General features: G+C 44.6%; 17 protein-coding genes and 1 tRNA gene. All 18 read left to right on the forward strand.

Translation table 11 applies throughout. The features are described 5' to 3' along the window. Positions 1 to 229: 229 nt before the first annotated feature. A tRNA-Trp gene (locus Q4519_RS20055) sits at positions 230 to 305 on the forward strand. A gap of 115 nt (positions 306 to 420) precedes the next feature. Further along, complete coding sequence (gene secE, locus Q4519_RS20060; RefSeq protein WP_232800666.1) at positions 421 to 804, forward strand: preprotein translocase subunit SecE; 384 nt, start codon at positions 421 to 423, stop codon at positions 802 to 804. Positions 805 to 806: 2 nt separating this feature from the next. After that, a complete protein-coding gene (nusG, locus tag Q4519_RS20065; protein WP_232800665.1) occupies positions 807 to 1,358 on the forward strand; it encodes a transcription termination/antitermination protein NusG in 552 nt (183 codons plus the stop codon). Positions 1,359 to 1,614: 256 nt separating this feature from the next. Continuing rightward, positions 1,615 to 2,043: a 50S ribosomal protein L11 gene (rplK, locus tag Q4519_RS20070; protein ID WP_232800664.1), complete on the forward strand. Its 429-nt coding sequence runs from the start codon at positions 1,615 to 1,617 to the stop codon at positions 2,041 to 2,043. 3 nt (positions 2,044 to 2,046) lie between these two features. Next, positions 2,047 to 2,751: a 50S ribosomal protein L1 gene (rplA, locus tag Q4519_RS20075; protein WP_232800663.1), complete on the forward strand. Its 705-nt coding sequence runs from the start codon at positions 2,047 to 2,049 to the stop codon at positions 2,749 to 2,751. Between the two features lie 234 nt (positions 2,752 to 2,985). Next, positions 2,986 to 3,489 (forward strand): 50S ribosomal protein L10, encoded by a 504-nt coding sequence (gene rplJ, locus Q4519_RS20080; RefSeq protein ID WP_232800662.1) that lies wholly within the window; start codon positions 2,986 to 2,988, stop codon positions 3,487 to 3,489. Between the two features lie 48 nt (positions 3,490 to 3,537). Next, positions 3,538 to 3,906, forward strand: coding sequence for a 50S ribosomal protein L7/L12 (gene rplL, locus Q4519_RS20085; protein ID WP_232800661.1), 369 nt, complete (start codon positions 3,538 to 3,540; stop codon positions 3,904 to 3,906). A gap of 218 nt (positions 3,907 to 4,124) precedes the next feature. Next, positions 4,125 to 8,156 (forward strand): DNA-directed RNA polymerase subunit beta, encoded by a 4,032-nt coding sequence (rpoB, locus tag Q4519_RS20090; protein ID WP_232800660.1) that lies wholly within the window; start codon positions 4,125 to 4,127, stop codon positions 8,154 to 8,156. 78 nt (positions 8,157 to 8,234) lie between these two features. Next, positions 8,235 to 12,452: a DNA-directed RNA polymerase subunit beta' gene (rpoC, locus tag Q4519_RS20095; protein ID WP_303515433.1), complete on the forward strand. Its 4,218-nt coding sequence runs from the start codon at positions 8,235 to 8,237 to the stop codon at positions 12,450 to 12,452. A 185-nt stretch (positions 12,453 to 12,637) separates the two neighbouring features. Continuing rightward, positions 12,638 to 13,432 (forward strand): UDP-2,3-diacylglucosamine diphosphatase, encoded by a 795-nt coding sequence (locus Q4519_RS20100; protein ID WP_303515436.1) that lies wholly within the window; start codon positions 12,638 to 12,640, stop codon positions 13,430 to 13,432. A gap of 64 nt (positions 13,433 to 13,496) precedes the next feature. Further along, complete coding sequence (locus Q4519_RS20105) at positions 13,497 to 13,880, forward strand: RidA family protein (RefSeq protein WP_232800657.1); 384 nt, start codon at positions 13,497 to 13,499, stop codon at positions 13,878 to 13,880. Between the two features lie 95 nt (positions 13,881 to 13,975). Next, positions 13,976 to 14,362 carry a sulfurtransferase complex subunit TusD gene (tusD, locus tag Q4519_RS20110; protein ID WP_303515444.1) on the forward strand — a complete coding sequence of 129 codons (387 nt, stop codon included), beginning with the start codon at positions 13,976 to 13,978 and terminating at the stop codon, positions 14,360 to 14,362. A 10-nt stretch (positions 14,363 to 14,372) separates the two neighbouring features. Next, positions 14,373 to 14,726, forward strand: a complete 354-nt coding sequence (gene tusC / locus Q4519_RS20115) for a sulfurtransferase complex subunit TusC (RefSeq protein WP_232800655.1) — start codon at positions 14,373 to 14,375, stop codon at positions 14,724 to 14,726. Positions 14,727 to 14,738: 12 nt separating this feature from the next. Next, positions 14,739 to 15,029, forward strand: coding sequence for a sulfurtransferase complex subunit TusB (tusB, locus tag Q4519_RS20120; protein ID WP_303515445.1), 291 nt, complete (start codon positions 14,739 to 14,741; stop codon positions 15,027 to 15,029). A 196-nt stretch (positions 15,030 to 15,225) separates the two neighbouring features. After that, positions 15,226 to 15,600, forward strand: a complete 375-nt coding sequence (gene rpsL, locus Q4519_RS20125; protein WP_303515448.1) for a 30S ribosomal protein S12 — start codon at positions 15,226 to 15,228, stop codon at positions 15,598 to 15,600. 83 nt (positions 15,601 to 15,683) lie between these two features. Continuing rightward, positions 15,684 to 16,154 carry a 30S ribosomal protein S7 gene (rpsG, locus tag Q4519_RS20130; RefSeq protein WP_303515451.1) on the forward strand — a complete coding sequence of 157 codons (471 nt, stop codon included), beginning with the start codon at positions 15,684 to 15,686 and terminating at the stop codon, positions 16,152 to 16,154. Positions 16,155 to 16,241: 87 nt separating this feature from the next. After that, on the forward strand, positions 16,242 to 18,335 hold the full coding sequence (gene fusA, locus Q4519_RS20135; RefSeq protein WP_232800651.1) for an elongation factor G: 2,094 nt from the start codon (positions 16,242 to 16,244) through the stop codon (positions 18,333 to 18,335). 89 nt (positions 18,336 to 18,424) lie between these two features. Continuing rightward, a partial coding sequence (locus tag Q4519_RS20140; RefSeq protein ID WP_208321400.1) for a GTP-binding protein occupies positions 18,425 to 18,513 on the forward strand: 89 nt, incomplete at its 3' end.

Raw genomic sequence — 18,513 nt, forward strand, 5'->3', positions numbered from 1 at the left:
ATCCGTGAAGGTGGCCGTACAGTAGGCGCTGGTGTTGTATCTTCAATCATCGAATAAGTTCGATTGATTAAGAACACTCAAAAAAAGGTCGCTTCGGCGGCCTTTTGTGGTAGCTAAGGTATGAGAAATTACCCCAGCACTAAGATCTAAATCGATAGTAATACGTCTTAAGACAAGATTATTCAGGTTACATTTTAGTGAAAAAACCCTATAATAGGGCCGATTTTAAAGGGGTGTAGTTCCAACGGCAGAACGTCGGATTCCAAATCCGAATGTTGGGAGTTCGAATCTCTCCACCCCTGCCAAATTTGATCTCAGCAGATCAACAACGTTACCTGAATATTGCGCAATGAGCGTAAAGCAGGTCAGATAACCTCGCCTTGCGGGGCTTTTGCATTTACGAAAAGTGGATTTGGTTGTATGACAACGAGCAATGAAAGTACCAGCAGTTCAATGGATGGTCTAAAGTGGTGTACAGTAGCATTACTTTTAATCGGTGCCGTAGTAGGTAACTATTTTGCCGGTGAGGCTGACGCTCACTTTCTGGCACGATTAGTAGGTGTGATCTTTTTGGTTGTTGCCGCACTAGGTGTTGCTGCCGTAACAACAAAAGGCAAGATCTTTATTAGTTTTGCTAAAGAAGCGCAGATTGAAGTGCGAAAAGTGGTATGGCCAACGCGTCAAGAAGCCATGCAAACAACGTTTATCGTATTAGCCGTTTCTGCTATCACCGCACTGATTTTGTGGGGGCTTGACGGCATCTTAGTACGTTTAGTGGCATTCATTACTGGAGTTAGTCTTTAACTATGACTGAGATTGCAGAACAAAAAATGAGATGGTATGTAGTGCAAGCTTTTTCTGGCTATGAAGCACGCGTAACCAAAACACTCAATGAATATATTAAAATGCATGAAATGGAAGATTACTTCGAAGAGGTACTCGTGCCGACTGAAGAAGTGGTTGAAATGCGTGCGGGTCAAAAGCGTAAAAGCGAACGCAAGTTTTTCCCAGGTTATGTATTAGTTAAAATGGTGATGAACGATGAAACTTGGCACTTAGTGCGCAGTATTCCTCGTGTCATGGGCTTTATCGGTGGAACCACTGAACGTCCTGCACCCATTTCTCAAAAAGAAGCAGATGCTATTTTAAATCGCTTACAAGATGCGATTGATAAGCCAAGACCTAAAACCTTATTCGAACCAGGTGAAGTGGTTCGCGTTACTGATGGTCCATTTGCTGACTTTAACGGTGTGGTTGAAGAAGTCGATTATGATAAGAGCCGCGTTAAAGTGTCGGTACTTATTTTCGGTCGCTCAACACCGGTTGACTTAGAGTTTGGTCAAATTGAGAAATCGTAAAAACTGTTTTTGAAAAAGCCCCTTTAATAAGGGGCTTTTTTTTACCTGCCATAAATTAAGTGCGATTAAAAATAGTGCAATGGATACGCTAATTTGTTTGTAATTGCACCACTTTTAACCTAAAATACGCGCTCTTTTATATCTGGCGTTGACTGAACGCGAGATAAAGCAGCAAGTAAGCATTATTTATTTGCGTTTACACTAGGGAAGCGAGTGATTCATCACTGGCGTTATACCCACCCACGAGGTATTTAAAATGGCTAAAAAAGTCACGGCTTATATCAAGCTACAAGTTGCAGCTGGCGCTGCGAACCCAAGTCCCCCAGTTGGTCCTGCACTAGGTCAACACGGTGTTAACATCATGGAATTCTGTAAAGCGTTTAACGCAAAAACAGATTCTCTTGAAAAAGGTGCTCCAGTACCAGTAGTTATCACTGTATACGCTGACCGTTCTTTCACTTTTGAAACTAAGACTCCACCTGCATCTTTCTTACTTAAGAAAGCGGCTGGCATCAAGTCTGGTTCAGCAGTACCAAACAAGACTAAAGTGGGCACAGTAACACAAGCTCAACTTGAAGAGATCGCAAAAACTAAAGAAGCAGACCTAACTGGTGCTGATTTAGAAGCGATGGTTCGTTGTATCGCTGGATCTGCCCGTTCTATGGGCTTGGTAGTAGAGGGCTAAGAAATGGCTAAAGTATCTAAGCGCATGCGCGCAATCAAAGAAAAAGTTGACGGTACTAAAGAGTACAGCATCAACGAAGCTATTGCTCTACTTCAAGAATTAGCAACTGCTAAATTCGTAGAAAGTGTAGATGCTTCTGTAAACCTAGGCATTGATGCACGTAAATCTGACCAAAACGTACGTGGCGCAACTGTGCTACCACACGGTACTGGTCGCGAAGTACGTGTTGCAGTATTTACCCAAGGTGCTAACGCTGAAGCGGCTCTTGCTGCTGGCGCTGACATCGTAGGTATGGATGACCTAGCGGCACAAGTTAAAGCTGGCGAAATGAACTTCGACGTAGTAATTGCTTCTCCTGATGCAATGCGCGTTGTCGGTCAACTTGGCCAAATCTTAGGTCCACGCGGCCTAATGCCTAACCCTAAAGTTGGCACAGTAACACCTGACGTTGCAACAGCAGTTAAAAATGCTAAAGCAGGTCAAGTACGTTACCGTAATGACAAAAATGGTATCATCCATACTACCATTGGTAAGGCAACATTCTCTGGCGATCAAATCAAAGAGAACCTTGAGTCACTAATCATTGCACTTAAGAAAGCTAAGCCTTCTTCTGCAAAAGGTCAGTTCATCAAGAAAGTAACAATTTCGACTACTATGGGCGCAGGCGTTGCTGTAGACCAAGCAACACTAGTAACCGTAGTAGCATAATTGACAAGGCGTGAAATTGTTGTATAATTTTGCGCCTTGATTTGGAAAGGGCCATTGGTCCCCTCCAAGACCGTTGGCGTGAGCCTAGATAAGCACACTTAATATCCAACGTAGATGGTACCGGACCCCAGATAGAATTATTCTGCTGGTTCCGTTTGCCGTATTAGTCCCTCTAACTTGTTAGAGGTTATTTTTCCAGACATTAGTCTGGTATGGAATCCAGGAGTAAAGCCAATGGCAATCAGACTCGACGACAAAAAAGCAATTGTTGCTGAAGTCAACGAAGCTGCCCAGGCTGCCCTATCTGCTGTAGTTGCTGATTCACGTGGCGTTACAGTAGGTGCAATGAACAGTTTACGCGCTAAAGCTCGTGAAGCTGGTGTAACATTACGTGTAGTACGTAATACACTAGCTCGTCGTGCTGTTGAAGGTACCTCTTTTGAGTGTCTTCAAACTGTGTTTACTGGTCCTACTCTTATTGCTTTTTCTCTTGAGCACCCAGGTGCTGCAGCGCGTCTTCTAAAAGACTTCGCTAAAGAAGAAAAGAAATTTGAAGTAAAAGGGTTAGCCTACGAGGGAGAATTAATCCCTGCAGAGCAAATTGACCGCTTAGCGAAGCTACCAACATACGACGAAGCAATTGCGCAGCTAATGATGACGATGAAAGAAGCGTCTGCTGGCAAGCTGGTACGTACACTGGCTGCACTTCGCGACCAAAAAGAGCAAGAAGCAGCTTAATAAGTTTGCTTATTTTTAAAAATTTCATAAATTTAGGAAATTTGAGTCATGTCTATCACTAAAGACCAAATCTTAGAAGCTGTTGCAGCAATGACTGTAATGGAAGTTGTTGAACTAGTTGAAGCAATGGAAGAAAAATTCGGCGTATCTGCTGCAGCTGCAGTAGTATCTGGCGGCGGCGACGCTGGCGCAGCTGCTGAAGAGCAAACTGAATTCACAGTAATTCTTAAGTCTGCTGGCGCTAACAAAGTTGCAGCTATCAAAGCTGTACGTGGCGCAACAGGTCTAGGCCTTAAAGAAGCTAAAGCAGTAGTTGATGCAGCTCCTGCTCCAGTTAAAGAAGGCGTTGATAAAGCTGAAGCTGAAGCGCTTAAAGCAGCTCTAGAAGAAGCTGGTGCTGAAGTTGAACTTAAGTAATCTATCATTAGATTACTAGTCGATTCGTCGGCTAGAGGCTGGTGCTTTTTGGCACCGGCCTTTTTGCGCTATAGGAATAGTTGAAATTTCGTCTCGTTTGTTCGACTATGCTAAAGCCTAAATGTGTTGTTTAACATTTAGCACTACAAAACGATACAACTAAGATCTGTCCCACGGTTGGACAGAGTGGGTCACTTATCAGCGAGCTGAGGAACCATATGGTTTACTCTTATACAGAGAAAAAACGTATTCGTAAGGACTTTGGTAAGCGTCCGCAGGTTATTGAGACTCCTTACCTATTGTCTATCCAGCTTGATTCGTTCAAACGTTTCATTAACGTTGATCCTGAAGGCGAAGTTGGACTAGAAGCTGCATTTCGTAGCGTATTTCCGATCAAGAGCTATTCTGGTACATCGGAATTACAATATGTGAGTTTCCGCTTAGGCGAACCTGTGTTTGACGTGAAAGAATGTCAAATCCGAGGTGTTACATATTCCGCACCCCTTCGAGTCAAGCTACGTCTAGTGCTTTATGATAGAGACGCACCAGCGGGCACTGTAAAGGATATTAAAGAGCAAGAAGTCTACATGGGTGAAATGCCACTCATGACTGAGAACGGTACTTTCGTTATCAACGGTACTGAGCGCGTAATAGTATCTCAGTTACATCGTTCTCCAGGTGTATTCTTCGATCACGACAAGGGTAAAACCCATAGCTCTGGTAAAGTTCTTTATAATGCTCGAGTTATTCCTTACCGTGGATCTTGGTTAGATTTCGAATTCGATCCGAAAGACAATTTATTTGTCCGTATCGACCGTCGTCGTAAGCTACCAAGCACCATCGTTCTTCGTGCGTTGGAATACACTACCGAAGAAATTTTAGAGATGTTCTTTGATACAGTTCATTTCGAGATTAAAGATGGCAAACTGACACTAGACTTAGTGGCAGAGCGTTTACGTGGTGAAATCGCGACATTTGATATCGTAGTTGATGGCGAAGTACTAGTAGAAACTGGTCGTCGTATTACTGCGCGTCATATTCGTGAATTACAAAAAGCCAACGTTGAGCGTTTAGAAGTACCTGCGGAATACATCGTAGGTAAAGTAGCTGCGAAAGATTACGTTAATGCTGAGACTGGCGAAGTAATCGTACCTGCTAACACTGAGCTAACTCTTGAAATGGTCGCTGAAATGTCACTTGCTGGCATTAAAGAATTCGAAACACTGTACACCAGTGAATTAGACAGCGGTGCATACATTTCAAATACGCTACGTATCGATTCATCGACTAACCGTCTTGAAGCGTTAGTAGAAATTTACCGCATGATGCGTCCTGGTGAGCCACCAACGCGTGATGCAGCTGAAGCCCTATTTGAAAACTTATTCTTCAATGAAGATCGTTATGACCTATCTAAAGTAGGCCGTATGAAGTTCAACCGTCGTGTTGATTTTGAAGATGAGCAAGGTGCTGGCACATTAAGTAAAGAAGATATTGTCGCGGTAATGAAAACCCTGATCAATATCCGCGATGGTAAAGGCGAAGTGGACGATATCGACCACCTTGGTAACCGTCGTATTCGTTGTGTTGGTGAAATGGCTGAAAACCAATTCCGTGTTGGCCTCGTTCGTGTTGAACGTGCTGTACGTGAACGTCTATCTCTAGGTGACTTAGACGCGGTAATGCCACAAGATCTAATCAACGCGAAACCGATTTCTGCAGCAGTGAAAGAATTCTTTGGTTCTTCACAGTTGTCGCAATTTATGGATCAAAACAACCCGCTATCAGAAGTGACGCACAAACGTCGTATTTCTGCATTAGGTCCGGGTGGTCTAACGCGTGAGCGTGCAGGCTTTGAAGTTCGAGACGTACATCCGACTCACTACGGTCGTCTATGTCCTATCGAAACGCCTGAAGGTCCAAACATCGGTCTAATTAACTCATTAGCGACTTTCTCTCGTACTAACTCGTACGGTTTCCTTGAAACACCATACCGTAAGGTTGTTGATGGTGTAGTAACGGATGACGTTGAGTATTTGTCTGCGATTGAAGAAGGTAACTACGTTATCGCACAGGCAAATGCCGCGGTAGACGAAGATGCTAAGTTAACAGACGAATTGATTCCATGTCGTCACAAAGGTGAATCTACCTTTATGACTGCAGATCAAATGCAATATATGGACGTATCTCCACAGCAGATCATCTCTGTTGCGGCATCGCTTATTCCGTTCCTAGAACACGATGACGCGAACCGTGCATTGATGGGATCGAACATGCAACGTCAAGCTGTACCAACACTAAGAGCTGATAAGCCATTAGTAGGTACCGGTATTGAAAAACGTATTGCTGTCGACTCTGGTGTAACCGTAGTTGCTAAGCGCGGTGGTGTGGTTGATTACGTTGATGCATCACGCATCGTAATTAAAGTAAATGAAGAAGAAATGGTACCGGGCGAAGCAGGTATCGACATTTACAACCTGAACAAATACACCCGTTCAAACCAAAATACATGTATCAACCAACGTCCTACTTGTAACCCAGGTGAGCCGATTGTTAAAGGTGATGTATTAGCGGATGGTCCTTCAACCGACATGGGCGAACTTGCTCTTGGCCAAAACATGAAGATCGCCTTCATGCCTTGGAACGGTTACAACTTTGAGGATTCCATCACTGTTTCTGAGCGTGTGGTTAAAGAAGACCGCTTTACCACTATCCATATTCAAGAGCTATCTTGTATCTCTCGTGATACTAAGTTAGGTCCTGAAGAGATCACTGCGGATATTCCAAACGTAGGTGAGTCAGCCCTTAGCAAACTGGATGAGTCTGGTGTTGTATATGTGGGTGCTGAAGTAAAACCTGGCGATATCCTAGTTGGTAAAGTAACACCTAAAGGTGAAACTCAGCTAACACCAGAAGAGAAACTATTACGAGCTATCTTCGGTGAAAAAGCGTCTGACGTTAAAGACAGCTCGCTACGTGTTGCAAACTCAGTTTACGGTACCGTAATCGATGTTCAAGTATTTACCCGTGATGGCGTAGAGAAAGACAAGCGTGCGATCGAAATTGAAGAGATGCAGCTGAAAGAAGCGAAGAAAGACTTGACTGAAGAGTTCAAGATCTTAGAAGACGGTGTTTTCTCGCGTGCGAAGAACCTGTTGATCGCGGCTGGTAAATCAGAAGAAACTCTGATTAAAACGTCTCGTGACAAGTGGTTTGAAATTGCCCTTGCTGACGAAGAAGTGCAAAGCCAGTTAGAGCAAATTGGTGAGCAGTACGACGAGCTGAAAGCGGAATTCGACAAGAAATTTGATACTAAACGTCGCAAGATCATCCAAGGTGATGATCTAGCGCCGGGTGTATTGAAGATTGTTAAAGTTTACCTTGCGGTTAAACGTCGTATTCAACCTGGTGATAAAATGGCCGGTCGTCACGGTAACAAAGGTGTTATCTCGACTATCGTACCTATCGAAGACATGCCTCATGACGAGCATGGTGAACCAGTTGATATCGTGTTAAACCCATTGGGTGTACCGTCACGGATGAACATCGGTCAGGTTCTTGAAACCCACTTAGGCCTAGCGGCTAAAGGTGTGGGTGAGAAGATTGACCGCATGCTGAAAGATCAGCGTGAAGTTGAAATTGCCAAAGTACGCGATTTCATTCAGCAGGTTTATGATCTAGGTAATACCCGTCAAGAAGTAGACCTAACTACTTTCACAGATGACGAAGTATTACGCTTAGCCCATCACTTACGTAAAGGTTTGCCTACGGCAACGCCAGCGTTTGATGGTGCGAAAGAAGGTGAGATTAAAGAGCTACTGCGTTTAGCTGATTTACCTGATTCAGGTCAGCTACAATTGTTTGATGGCCGTACTGGTAATGCGTTTGAGCGTCCAGTAACGGTGGGTTACATGTACATGCTGAAACTTAACCACTTGGTTGATGACAAGATGCATGCGCGTTCTACAGGCTCTTACAGCCTAGTAACTCAGCAACCTCTGGGTGGTAAAGCTCAGTTCGGTGGCCAACGTTTTGGTGAGATGGAAGTATGGGCACTAGAAGCATACGGTGCCGCTTATACGCTTCAAGAAATGCTGACTGTTAAGTCAGATGATGTGAATGGTCGTACTAAGATGTATAAGAACATCGTAGACGGTGACCATAGAATGGAGCCAGGCATGCCTGAGTCGTTCAACGTATTGTTGAAAGAAATCCGTTCTCTAAGCATCAACATCGAGCTAGACGAGAAATAAGCAGGGCTTAAGCCTGAAGTGAGTAAAGCGCTTTCAATGCGAAAGCGCTTTTAGCGTCGTTCCCAGTGGGAGAAAAACGTGAAAGACTTATTAAAGTTTTTAAAACAGCAAAATAAGACCGAAGAATTTGATGGTATCAAAATCGGTCTTGCTTCACCTGATCAAGTACGTTCTTGGTCTTTCGGTGAAGTTAAAAAGCCAGAAACCATTAACTACCGTACTTTTAAGCCTGAGCGTGACGGCCTTTTTTGTGCGCGTATTTTTGGTCCTGTAAAAGATTACGAATGTTTGTGTGGTAAATACAAGCGTCTTAAGCACCGTGGTGTGATCTGTGAGAAGTGTGGCGTAGAAGTTACCCAGACTAAAGTTCGTCGTGACCGTATGGGCCACATCGAATTAGCTTCTCCTGTTGCGCACATTTGGTTCTTAAAATCACTGCCATCTCGTATCGGTCTATTACTAGACATGACGCTACGTGATATTGAGCGCATTCTTTACTTTGAATCTTTCGTGGTAATCGAGCCAGGTATGACTAACCTGGAGCGCGGTCAAATGCTGACCGAAGAAAATTACCTAGACGCGCTTGAAGAATGGGGTGATGAGTTCGAAGCTAAGATGGGGGCTGAAGCAGTTTTACAACTGTTAAAAGCAATCGAGCTTCAGAGCGAAATCAAAATTATGCACGAAGAGTTAGAAACGACTAACTCTGAAACTAAGCGTAAGAAGCTAACTAAGCGTCTTAAGCTGATGGAAGCATTTGACCAATCAGGCAACAAGCCAGAGTGGATGATCCTAACGGTTCTTCCAGTGCTACCACCTGATCTACGTCCATTAGTTCCACTGGACGGCGGTCGTTTCGCGACATCCGATCTAAACGATCTTTACCGTCGTGTCATCAACCGTAACAACCGTCTTAAGCGTCTACTTGACCTAGCGGCGCCAGACATTATCGTACGTAACGAAAAGCGTATGTTACAAGAGTCTGTTGATGCGCTATTAGATAACGGTCGTCGCGGTCGTGCGATTACTGGTTCTAACAAACGTCCGCTTAAATCTTTGGCCGATATGATCAAAGGTAAACAAGGTCGTTTCCGTCAAAACTTACTTGGTAAGCGTGTTGACTACTCAGGCCGTTCGGTAATTACCGTTGGTCCAACACTTCGCTTACACCAGTGTGGTCTTCCTAAGAAGATGGCACTTGAGCTATTTAAGCCATTCGTATACGGCAAGCTAGAAGCGCGTGGTTTAGCCACTACGATCAAAGCAGCTAAGAAATTAGTTGAGCGCGAAGGCGGTGAAGTATGGGATATCCTAGAAGACGTAATCCGCGAACATCCGGTTATGTTAAACCGTGCACCAACCCTGCACAGACTTGGTATCCAAGCGTTTGAGCCAGTATTAATTGAAGGTAAAGCAATCCAATTACATCCATTGGTTTGTGCGGCATACAACGCCGACTTCGATGGTGACCAAATGGCGGTACACGTTCCTCTAACTATCGAAGCACAGTTAGAAGCGCGTACCCTAATGATGTCAACTAACAACGTACTTTCTCCCGCGAACGGTGAGCCAATCATCGTACCTTCTCAGGACGTTGTATTGGGTCTTTACTACATGACACGTGATCGCATTAATGCGAAAGGCGAAGCCATGTGGTTTAAGAGCCCGAAAGAAGCAGAAAAAGCGTACCGTGCAGGTGCGGTTGAACTTCATGCGCGCGTTAAGGTTCGTATCACTGAAACAGTGATCGACGATGAAGGTAACCGTAGCGAAGTGGTCAGCCTGAAAGATACGACTGTTGGTCGTTCTATTCTTTGGCTTATCGCTCCTGCAGGCATGGATTTCGAGCTATTTAACCAAGCGATTGGTAAAAAGCAAGTATCAGGTCTAATTAACGCTTGTTACCGTAAGCTTGGTCTAAAACCAACGGTAATTTTTGCTGACCAATTAATGTACACCGGTTTCCATTACGCGACCCTGTCTGGTGCCTCTGTAGGTATCAACGACATGGTGATCCCGGATGAGAAAAAAGGCATCATTGAAGCTGCTGAAGAAGAAGTTCAAGAAATTTCTGAGCAGTTCCAATCAGGTCTAGTTACCGCGGGTGAGCGTTATAACAAAGTAATCGATATCTGGGCATCAGCTAACGAACAAGTTTCTAAAGCGATGATGGATAACCTGTCTACTGAAACGGTTATTAACCGTGAAGGTAAAGAGGAAACTCAGAAATCATTTAACAGCATCTACATGATGGCCGACTCGGGCGCGCGTGGTAGTGCTGCGCAGATTCGTCAGCTAGCGGGTATGCGTGGTCTGATGGCTAAGCCAGATGGCTCTATCATCGAAACGCCGATTGTTGCGAACTTCCGTGAAGGTCTAAACGTACTTCAGTACTTTATCTCGACTCACGGTGCACGTAAGGGTCTAGCAGATACGGCACTTAAAACGGCTAACTCAGGTTACCTAACGCGTCGTCTAGTAGACGTAGCACAAGATTTAGTCGTAACCGAAGAAGACTGTGGTACACACGAAGGTCTATGGGTAATGCCATTGATTGAAGGCGGCGACGTTGTTGAGCCTTTACGTGAGCGTGTGCTAGGTCGTGTTGTTGCTGAAGACATCATTAAGCCAGGTACTGAAGACGAAGTATTAGTTGAGCGTAACATCATGCTTGACGAAAAACTGTGTGACATTCTTGAAGAAAACTCAGTTGATATCGTTAAAGTGCGCTCTGTTATTACTTGTGAAAACGACTATGGTGTGTGTGCAAACTGTTACGGTCGTGACCTAGCACGTGGTCACATTGTTGGCCAAGGTGAAGCGGTTGGTGTTATTGCAGCACAATCAATCGGTGAGCCGGGTACACAGTTAACCATGCGTACCTTCCACATCGGTGGTGCGGCATCACGAGCGTCAGCAGAAAACAACGTTCAAGTTAAAAACACAGGTAGCGTGAAACTTTACAATGCTAAGTTTGTTGTTAACTCTGACGGTAAACCAGTGGTTACTTCTCGTTCTACCGAATTAATGGTATTGGACGAACTAGGCCAAACCAAAGAAGCGCACAAAGTGCCTTATGGTGCAATCCTAGAGAAGAAAGACGGTGAAGCGATTACCGCAGGTGAAGTGGTTGCTAACTGGGACCCACATACTCACCCTATCATCACTGAGGTAGCGGGTACCATCAAGTTTGCTGACTTGATTGAGAATGTGACTGTCACTCGTCAAACTGATGAGCTAACAGGTCTATCTAGCATGGTTGTGCTTGATCCAGGTCAGCGCCCAAGTGCTGGTAAAGAAATGCGCCCAATGGTTAAGTTGGTTGATGCGGCAGGGAATGACATTAACATTCCTGGTACCGACATTGCTGCGCAATACTTCTTACCTGGTAATGCGATTGTGAACCTTGAAGATGGTGTGCAAGTAAACGTGGGTGACGCGCTAGCGCGTATTCCACAAGAAAGCTCGAAAACTCGTGATATTACGGGTGGTCTACCTCGCGTAGCCGACTTATTCGAAGCACGTACACCGAAAGATGCAGCAATCCTAGCGGAAGTGACAGGTACGATTTCTTACGGCAAAGAAACCAAAGGTAAGCGTCGTCTTGTAATTACGCAGCCAGATGGTGAGCATTACGAAGAGATGATTCCTAAGTGGCGTCACCTTAACGTGTTTGAGGGTGAGAAGGTTCAAAAAGGTGAAGTTATCGCCGATGGTCCAGAATCACCACATGATATTTTACGTCTTCGTGGTATTAGCCCAGTGGCTAACTACATCGCGAATGAAGTACAAGACGTTTACCGTCTACAAGGCGTAAAAATCAACGATAAGCACATTGAAGTTATCGTGCGTCAAATGCTACGTAAAGTGATCATTAAGCATGCTGGTGACACCGACTTCTTACCTGGTGAACAGGTTGAAGTGGCTCGCGTTAACATTGCTAACCGTGCATTGATTGCTGACGGTAAAACACCAGCTACGTTCTTCCACGAACTACTGGGTATTACTAAAGCATCACTTGCCACTGAATCATTTATTTCGGCAGCATCGTTCCAAGAAACGACGCGCGTATTAACTGAAGCAGCGGTAGGCGGCAAAGTGGATGAGCTTCGTGGCTTGAAAGAAAACGTTATCGTGGGTCGTCTGATCCCTGCGGGTACCGGTTATTCTTACCACAAAGAGCGTAACGAGCGTCGCAATAACCCTGAAGCGGCTAAACCAACGCCAGTAACAGCAGATGAAGCCGAGCAAAGCTTAGCGAATCTACTTAACTTAGCTGATTCAAGCGATAATTAATCAATTCGTTATGGATTGAATGAAAGGCACCTTCGGGTGCCTTTTTTATTGCCTGTTATTTAGCGCCGGTATATCAAACCTCTATTGCTCACCACTTCTATTGTTAACCTTATTATCACTCTGTTGTCACCGTTTGTTCATTTGCTGTTGCTAGCTTTAATTGTACTGTTCAATAAGAGGCAAGTATGGCTAAAGTCATTCATTACTATCGTACTGTTTGGTTATCGGATGTGCACTTAGGCTTTAAGGATTGTAAAGCGGAGTATCTAATCCAGTTTTTACAAAGTATGCGCTGTGACAAATTGATTCTAGCTGGTGATATTGTCGACTTTTGGGCCCTAAAAAGGCAAGTGTACTGGCCCGAATCCCATATGAAAGTGGTGCAGTTATTGCTAGACATTGCGCGCCAAGGTACCCAAGTGATTTATGTACCGGGTAATCATGACGCAGCGATCCGCCAACTTGGCCAGCCTGAGCTAAATCTGGCGCAGATCCATCATCAATATCAACATACCACCAGTTTAGGGTTAAAGGTGTTGGTGATCCACGGTGATGAATTTGATGCGATGGTCTGTTATTCCAAGATCACTTCGTTTATTGGCGATCTTTCCTATGATCTTTTGCTTTTTCTTAACCGCCATGTCTATCACCTGCGTAAGCGATTGGGGTTTAACTATTGGTCATTGGCGGGGTATATCAAAGAACGGATCCCCAAAGCAAATATTGCCATTTCCCGTTTTCGTCATGCTGCCATGGCTTATGGGCGTCGTAAGGGGGTAAATATGGTGGTATGTGGTCATATTCATCATCCTGAGATGGTGACAGAAGGTGACATGATCTACACCAACTTGGGGGATTGGGTGGAGAATTGCAGTGCGCTCGTTGAAGAGCTTGATGGCAATCTACATTTGGTACGCAGCACTGAACAAACAGAATTCTTGCAACATCTCGATGAGGCGCATTTATCCAGTGTGGCTTAAGGCTGCTGTGTTTTAGATGTAATTACGTTAAGATAAAGTACCTTATAATTATCGAGATGTAACCATGACTAAGCACATTATTGCCACTGACCAAGCGCCAGCCGCGATTGGCCCCTATTCACAAGCTAACAAATGGGGCGACCTTATTTTTACTTCGGGTCAAATTCCTTTGGTGCCTGAAACCATGGCGGTGTTAGAAGGTGACATTACGGCTCAGGCTGAGTTGGTGATGGAAAACCTAATGAAGGTTCTAGCAGAAGGTGGCGCCGATGAAACTACCGTAGTGAAAACGACTTGTTTCTTAAGTGACATGAATAACTTTGTGGCCTTTAACGAAGTCTATGGCAAGTATTTCCCAACCAATGCACCCGCCCGCTCTTGCGTTGAAGTGGCACGTTTACCTAAAGACGTATTGGTTGAAGTTGAAGCGATTGCTTACGTTAAGTGATAGCGATCTTGGTTGATCTTAGTATTGTTTAATTCAGCAAAGATCAATCACAAGCAACCATCTCTGCATTATCTTATTGTCACGTTGGGGTTTACATGCGTTTAGCGATACTCGTCACCGCGCCCGCTTATGGTAGCCAAGGTTCGGCTTCTGCTTATATGTTTACGCAAGCAGCAATTGAAATGGGGCATGAGATCCAAGGGATCTTTTTTTATCAGCAAGGTGTGACCAATGCTAACAACTTTACCACGCCCGCCAGTGATGAAGACGATTTAGTTAAATTATGGCAAACCCTTGCCGTTGCACATGGCTTTAGTCTTGATGTATGTATTTCAGCAGCTTTGCGCCGTGGCGTGGTAGATAGCGTGTCAGCGCAAGAGCAGCAACTGGCCGCGGCTAATTTGCAAGCGCCATTTGCCATGACAGGGTTAGGGCAGCTAGCCGAGCTATCAAGTCGAGCTGATCGCTTGGTGCAGTTTTAGGGGCAATGAGATGAAGATAGCGATTATTAATACCCAAATGCCCCATGGCATGGCTGATGCGCGCGAGTCGTTAGATGCCGCACTCGCTTTATCAGGTTTTACGGAAAACCTAAGTGTGTTTTTTCTCGATGATGGCGTTTATCAATTAGTTGAAAATCAGCAACCTCAAAGCATATTGCAGCGACATATTCAGCCGACGTTTAAATTGTTTGATTTGTATGACATTGAGACCGTATACGTGTGCGAACAATCTTGCTTGCTGCGGGGGATTGACCCAAAGCGTTTGTGTATTCCAGTACAGTTATTGCAACCGCAGCAACTCAGTGAAAAATTACACCAGCAGCAACAGATAATCCGTTTTTAAGGCCTGGTAAATATGATTTTACACACCGTTAAGCATTCCCCTTTTAACCATAAATCCCTTGAACAAGTGTTACCGAGGCTAGGGCAGGACGATTATTTGTTATTAATTGAAAATAGCGTTGTGGCAGTGACCGTGACTCATGAGCTCTCCGAGGCCTTGAATGAACTGGCTTTGCAGCAGCGGTTATTTGTTTTAGAGCCCGATTTATTAGCGCGAGGTTTATCTAGCTCAGTAGGTAATCTTGTTGATTATAAAGGATTTGTTTTGCTTGTTGAAAAGGCGGATACGACTATTTCTTGGTAACACTCGCTACTCAGTTGGTCCCTGCTTTGTTGTTGCTTCTCACGTTTTCGACCCCGCCTCGTTCGCAGCCGCTATAATTGGTTTACTTTATGAGCAGTCTTGTTCTTGACACGCCTACTCAAGGGTAATAAAATTTCGCGTCCCAAGTTTTGGGGCATGATTTTTCACGTTACATAAGTATCAGGAGCTATTTTTAATGGCAACAATTTCACAGCTGGTTCGCAAACCACGTAAAGCACCGGTTAAAAAAACCAACGTGCCTGCGCTGGAAGCGTGCCCACAAAGACGTGGTGTATGTACTCGCGTATATACTACTACTCCTAAAAAACCTAACTCAGCACTACGTAAAGTTGCTCGTGTTCGTTTAACTAACGGCTACGAAGTAACTTCATACATCGGTGGTGAAGGTCACAACCTACAAGAGCACAGCGTGATCCTAATCCGCGGTGGTCGTGTAAAAGATTTACCGGGTGTTCGTTACCACACCGTTCGCGGTGCACTAGATACTTCTGGTGTAACTGCACGTCGTCAGTCTCGTTCTAAGTACGGTGCTAAACGACCAAAAGGTTAATGGTTCTTCGTAAAGTAAGGCCAAGCAAAGACAATTTTAATTAATCGTTTTGGGGTAAACCTGAAGCAAACGGAGAATATAAGATGCCAAGAAGACGCGTCGTCGGTCAGCGTAAAATCCTTCCGGACCCTAAGTTCGGATCAGAGATTCTGGCCAAATTCATCAACGTAGTAATGGTTGATGGTAAAAAATCTACTTCTGAGAAAATCGTATACGGTGCATTAGATGCTGCAGCTCAAAAGAGCAGCAAAGAGCACCTAGACATTTTTGAAGTAGCTCTTGATAACGTGCGCCCTACTGTCGAGGTTAAATCTCGTCGTGTGGGTGGTTCTACTTACCAAGTTCCAGTTGAAGTACGTCCTAGTCGTCGTAATGCACTGGCTATGCGTTGGTTAGTTGAAGCAGCACGTAAACGTGGTGAAAAATCAATGGCAGCACGTCTAGCTGGTGAGCTAGTTGATGCAGCAGACAACAAAGGCACTGCGGTTAAGAAACGTGAAGATGTTCACCGTATGGCTGAAGCAAACAAAGCGTTTGCACATTACCGCTGGTAATATTATGGCGTGGCTAGTCCACGCCGTTAGTTGTTATCTGAAGGAGCGCTTATTTATTAAGCGTTCCTTTAGTTAAGAGGAAATATTGTGGCTCGTACAACTCCCTTAGAGCGTTACCGGAATATTGGTATTTGTGCTCATGTTGACGCAGGCAAAACTACCACTACCGAACGCGTGCTTTTTTATACCGGCTTGTCTCACAAAATTGGTGAAGTACATGACGGCGCTGCGACCATGGACTGGATGGAGCAAGAGCAAGAGCGTGGTATTACTATCACTTCTGCTGCTACCACCACATTCTGGCGTGGTATGGAAGCTCAATTCGATGAACATCGTATTAATATCATCGATACTCCAGGACACGTTGACTTTACGATTGAAGTAGAACGCTCTTTGCGTGTACTCGATGGTGCTGTTGTGGTGTTTTGTGGTTCGTCTGGTGTGGAACCTCAATCAGAAACCGTTTGGCGTCAAGCTGACAAATACGAAGTGCCTCGCATGGTATTTGTTAACAAGATGGACCGTGCGGGTGCCAACTTTGAACGTGTTGTCGAGCAAATTCGCAATCGTTTGGGCGCAGTATGTGTACCAATTCAATTAAATATTGGTTCTGAAGAAGATTTTCACGGTGTAATCGACTTAGTAAAAATGAAGGCGATTAACTGGAATGAAGATGATCAGGGCATGACTTTTGAATACTCCGATATTCCTGCTGACCTTCAAGCAAAAGCTGAAGAAATGCGTGAATACATGGTAGAAAGCGCAGCTGAAGCATCTGATGAGCTGATGGAAAAATACCTTGAAGAAGGTGAACTGTCAGAACAAGAAATCAAAGCCGGACTTCGTCAACGTACAATCAATAACGAAATCGTTCTTGCTTGTTGTGGTAGTGCCTTTAAAAACAAAGGTGTGCAAGCAGTATTGGATGCAGTGGTGGAATATCTTCCTGCTCCTAACCAAGTTAAAGCCATCACAGGTGTTGATGAGCATGATAACGAAGTAACGCGTATTTCTTCCGATGACGAACCGTTTGCAGCGCTTGCATTCAAAATTGCAACAGATCCGTTTGTGGGCACGTTGACCTTTTTGCGTGTGTATTCTGGTGTGGTAAATACAGGTGATGCTGTTTACAACTCAGTAAAACAAAAGCGTGAGCGCTTTGGCCGCATTGTACAAATGCATGCCAACGACAGAAAAGAATTAAAACAAATCCATGCGGGCGACATAGCTGCTGCTATTGGGCTCAAAGATGTCACCACCGGTGACACGCTATGTGATATGGATAACAAAGTTATCTTAGAACGCATGGAGTTTCCTGATCCGGTGATCCAGATTGCGGTTGAGCCAAGAACCAAGGCTGACCAAGAGAAAATGGGTATTGCGCTGCAGAAACTAGCAGCAGAAGATCCATCATTTCGCGTTGAAACCGATGCTGAATCGGGCCAGACATTGATTTCTGGCATGGGTGAGCTACACCTAGATATCATCGTTGATCGAATGAAGCGTGAATTCAGCGTTGACTGTAACGTAGGTAAACCTCAGGTTGCTTATCGTGAAGCTATCCGTAAAACGGTAAAAGTTGAAGGCAAGTTCATTCGTCAATCAGGCGGTAAAGGTCAGTATGGCCACGTTTGGTTGAAGATGGAACCATTACCAGCGGGTACTGGTTACGAATTTGTTAACGAAATTGTTGGGGGAACCGTTCCAAAGGACTTTATCCCTGCCGTTGACAAAGGCTGTAAAGAACAAATGGACCAAGGGGTACTGGCTGGTTTTCCAATGCTAGACGTTAAAGTAACCCTGTTTGATGGTTCATTCCACGATGTTGACTCCAATGAAATGGCGTTTAAGATCGCTGGAGCAATGGGCTTTAGAAACGGTGCGTTAGAAGCTGATCCGGTTATTCTAGAGCCTATGATGAAGGTTGAAGTGACTACCCCTGAAGATTGGATGGGTGATGTAGTTGGTGACTTGAACCGTCGTCGCGGTATGATTGAAGGCATGGATGAAGGTCCAGCTGGCTTAAAAATCATCCGAGCTAAGGTTCCGTTAGCAGAAATGTTCGGTTATGCTACCGACGTGCGTTCTGCCACACAGGGCCGCGCTTCATACTCTATGGAATTCAAAGAGTATAATGAAGCACCTAAAAACATCGCTGACGCTATCATTGAAGCGAAGTAATCGGAGCAGGGAATTATCCCGTCTCTGTTTTATGTAATTTGATGGCCCATAACAACATGGGCTAACACTTAGAAAAGAAGGTACACGTCGTGTCTAAAGCTAAATTTGAACGTAATAAGCCTCACGTAAACGTGGGCACCATTGGTCACGTTGACCATGGTAAAACAACTCTAACCGC

Source organism: Motilimonas sp. 1_MG-2023 (assembly GCF_030547455.1).
Taxonomy (GTDB): Bacteria; Pseudomonadota; Gammaproteobacteria; order Enterobacterales; family CBDFNC01; genus Motilimonas.